Annotated in this window: 2 protein-coding genes and 1 tRNA gene; 1 reads left to right on the forward strand and 2 read right to left on the reverse strand. The window is 55.8% G+C overall.

Translation table 11 applies throughout. The features are described from left to right. A partial coding sequence (locus ABX962_RS31405; RefSeq protein ID WP_372725513.1) for an efflux RND transporter periplasmic adaptor subunit occupies window positions 1–1,462 on the reverse strand: 1,462 nt, incomplete at its 3' end. Between the two features lie 1,127 nt (window positions 1,463–2,589). On the opposite strand from ABX962_RS31405, the gene ABX962_RS31410 reads away from it, so the two are divergent. Beyond that, window positions 2,590–2,662: transfer RNA gene (locus tag ABX962_RS31410), tRNA-Cys, on the forward strand. A 1,147-nt stretch (window positions 2,663–3,809) separates the two neighbouring features. Here ABX962_RS31410 and ABX962_RS31415 read toward each other — a convergent pair. Then, the coding region (locus ABX962_RS31415; protein ID WP_372725515.1) for a M24 family metallopeptidase at window positions 3,810–4,309 on the reverse strand (500 nt) is incomplete at its 5' end.

Consider the following 4,309-nt stretch of genomic DNA (forward strand, 5'->3'; position numbering starts at 1 on the left):
GCGTGGGAGTACTTCCCGCCTGTCGCGCCGTCGGTCCCGATCCCATCACCGGCATGCCGTCTTTGGGATCGCTGACCGGGGAAACAATCACTGCGACCTGATCCGCTTTCATCGTCGCTGTCGGCACCGCCGAATCGATATCGGCATCGACGATCACTCCATTGTTCATCCGGCTCACCACTTCGACGGGCACCACACGTAATTTTCCGTCAACGTCTAACCAAATGCGGTTTCCTGGACGAATCGCAATTTCATTGACGCGGTACAGCGTTCGAGTGGGATGGACATTCATCGTGACTGAAACAAACATGCCGCGCATCAAGCGTCTTGGGCCGTCCATCACAAGATCGGAGGCAAGCGGCGGGTCATTCATGATGGGATCTCGACTTGCATCCGCGTCGACAGCCACGACGTCGGCGGGCGAATCGACACGTAGCAAACATGGGTAGGTGCGTGTGTCCAAGTCGATGCCCGCACCATCAATCCGCGTCAAAACCGCTTGCCATTGGTAGACGCGTTTTCCCAATCGGTACTGGATGGTCGCGCTGACCGGAGGAACTCGGTCGCCATGATCCCCCGATTCAAATTGGTTCGCCATCGCGGCCGAATTCCAGACCCAATACATTTGGTCCACCGTCAAATTCGATCGCACTTCGATCGCGGTCGTGTCTTCGATCGTCACAAACGAGGTGCCAGCGGCAATAAACGACTGCTCTTCGACCCCGCTTTGCACCACCCGGCCGCGGATCGGTGAACGGATCGTGGTGCGAGACAGGTCAAGCTTAGCCCGCTCGATCGCCACCTCGGTCAACGCTTGCTTTCTCAAGATCAAAGTGCGTTGGGCAACCAGCTCTCGCTCGCGATTTTGCAGTTCGACCAAAGCCGATTTCGCAGTCAACTCGGCTCGCTTGGCAATTTCGACTTCGCTGACCGAGGCCGCTTGGCGAGCGACCAGTGCATCCGTACGCGCCCGTTCGCCGCTAGCGAGTTGCACTTGCTCTTCGGCCAAGCTAAGCAAATGGGCCGTGTTTTCGATGCTGACGTCCGCAGCAGCCAATTCCGCATCCTCCTGCGACTTTTGGGCTGCCAACCGGCGAACTTCCATTTCGTATTCGGTGGGGTCTAATTGGATTAGCGTTTCCCCTTCGGACACCTCGCGACCAGGACGCAGATTCACCGATTGCTTAATCACGCGGCCGGCCACCTCGGTGGCAAGGCGAATTTCCCGCAAGGGCACCACCACGCCATTAGAGCTGATCGAAAGCGGACCTTGATGCCGCTGCAGCGTCTCGGTCGTCACCGCGGTCGCCGCTGGTTTGTTAGGCTTCGATCGCGCGGGGCGTTTACGTTCCCCGAGTAACGTGTAGCCAAACAAACAGCCAGCTAAAATCGTGACCGAGACCACGATATTCAAAACCAGGTGTTTGAGGGACCGCGGAGGCCCGGAAGTAGGGGTATTCATGAAGCGAGTCTAAATCGAGTCCGATGCGTGGTGTCGCGTTAGCATGTGCCGCTATAGTTTGCATCAAAAAAAACGATTCCGCAGCAATCAGTTGGAATCAAGTTCGAGTTAACCCCTAGGGTCGCCACAAGTTCCGGCAAAAGCTTGTACCGTCGGATACGTTTCCAGCCTGTCCTCATCCGCGTAGCACAGACTGCCAGCCTGTGACTGCCACGCAAGCACCTCCAAAATCGCTCTGCCCCTTCCGAATCCCCCGGCCGAACGCGCGCTCCCTCATGCAGTGCGAAGTTTCTCACCCCAGAGTGCCAAAAAATCCATGGCTCCCCCGGAAAAAGTCTATCGACTTTCGGGGTTCCCGCTCGACTGCACCTCATACGCCCCGGGGCCTGGCAAGGATCGGCAAAGACAAAGTCAACCTCGGTAATCGACACGTCTTGATCGGACGAATTGAACGCCACGTCGGGTGGTTCCAAATTCAGCTGGTTGACCAAGCGACGACGACGCACGCTCAAGTTGTTACGCAGCAGGTGACCGTCCCCCGGGGGGTACGTTTAGCGGAGCGGCGCGAGCCGCCGGTCAAAATCGAACATTTTTTCGCCCCACAACCGGACGGCTTGCGGCACGCCCCGCCCCAAAGACGACGCGACTTGGAATGCAGCATTCGGCGAACACCATTTGCGACACCGCACGGATTCTTTGGACACAGCACCATCGAGGATGGGACGCGATTCCAGGCAAAATCGGATCTCAATTTTCTCGGTTGCCGATTCTGGGTCACAAATCAAAGATCGCTATCAAAAATGGCGGAAAATTTTTGGTGTGAACCTCGACAGCGGCGATGGTTCAGTGCGGCCTGGAAAATAGAAGAATTTTCACGACCAAGGCACGAACCCGATCTAGTTTTTCAGCGTCTTTTACGGGGTCACTGACGATTGGTGGGCCGCTGGAATTGCAGATGGCTAGCGGGTCGGAGCGTCAAAAAGTAGAGTTATTTTCGCGGGACATTAAAGCTCCACGGCAGAAACACCGATAGGATGCGTATCACCGACTGCAACATCCCGATTGTTCCAGTCAGAGGATCTTGACTAACCCGCAAACATCTCCTAACTTTGCGGCAAATCAACGAAGGCGACGTGGCCAAGTGGCTAAGGCGAAGGATTGCAAATCCTTTATTCGTGGGTTCGAATCCCACCGTCGCCTCTTTTGCTGAAATGCAACTTTCTTTCAAGTGCCGCCCGATTCTCAGCCGGCCGCTGTCCGTGAGCAGCAATCTGCTCACCATCACGCGACAATCGGCAATAGCTACAAACGCGATTCCGGCGAGCAACACGCACCTCACCTCCCTTCACCGCGAAGCGATGACAGCCATCGTCGGTGGCGATTGGTCGGCTATCACACGTTTTGCCTTACTGCGACTGAACCGTTCGCGGGTTGCCAAATGACCACGGACACCGTCTCTTCGTTTTGCAGTCAGCCAGTCGCTGCGCGACGCCAAGTGCTGCCTTCGACACCCCGGTTCCACGCTGCTGGGATACAGTGAAAGGTTAAAAGATGGAGGGTTAGAAAATGGGGACAACGCGAGCGTTCAGATCGACTGGCAAATCGCCGTGGCACTCTCATTTTGCTGTCGCACCAATCTTTCTGTCGACTCGATACCACGATCGGCGCCGAACGGAACCTTTGGAACGCCCCGCCGCATCGCGATCATCCGCAATCGTCCGAGACGCGTTTGTTCCTGTACGGCAAAATTGCTCACACCGCAGGTGAGGACAGAAAAATTGGTGCGACAGAAAGATTTCTAGGGCGGGATGCTGGACAGCTCATCTCGAAACCGCATCGAACTCGCCGCGCGATGGCAGCTTCGCTCCATGCAACCAGAGATTGGGCAGGAAGATGGGGAGGGGCAGGAAAATTTGAGACTCGTAAACTTGATAGCATGCACTGCGGCCATCAGAGTTAGCCGCTCCATACAGTCCGACCAGTCGCAACGCGACGACAGGCTGTAGCCACGGACGCGAGTCCGTGGAAACTCCCGCACCTCGCCACACAGAGTCGCAACGCGACGGCAGGAACTCCCGCGATGGTTTGCTTTGCCCCGGTAGAAACGGTCGCATCTTATCGCGGTGGCGTAACGAAGTTGGTGGTTTCCAAAACCATAAAAAGCAGTCGGCACGCAAATCACGCGGGCAAACCGTTTTGCTGAACATCATTCAAAGTCAAACTAGCGGCTCCCATCCAATGATCTGAACCACATCGTTGATGTTACAGCTTGCCAGCATTCAACTCCCATTCCAGCAACATTGATCAATGAACTGGGACCCCTGGAGCCGACATTGGTCGATGGAACCTATGATCCCATTTCCCACTGTTCAGAAAGTGTAGCAACAATCGGTGCGCCTCTTGTCACAATAATGGTGTGTTCGAATTGCGCGGAAAGGTTCGCGGGATGACCGACGAGAGTCCATCCATCTTCCGCTTCGGTCACATGAGTGCTTATCGTCGAGAGAAAGGGCTCGATCGCGACAACTTGGCCGAGTTGTAGTCGGCGGGTATCGAACCGATCATAGGTGCTGACGATACCCTCAGGCTCTTCATGTAAACTTCGCCCGATTCCATGGCCGGCAAGATTCTTGATTACGTTGAACCCATGTGTCGTCGCCGTACGCTCGATGACTTTTCCGATTCGGTTGATTGGAGCCCCCGCTCGGGCTTCGGCTAGCGCGGATTTCAAGGCCAACTGAGTAGCATGACACAATCTCGCCTTGACTCTTGCCACAGGCGGAACCACGATCGTGCCACCCGTATCCGCAAAGTAGCCGCCAAACTCGGCGGAAACATCAACGTTCA

It is taken from the genome of Novipirellula sp. (assembly GCF_041583735.1).
Lineage (GTDB): Bacteria > Planctomycetota > Planctomycetia > Pirellulales > Pirellulaceae > Novipirellula.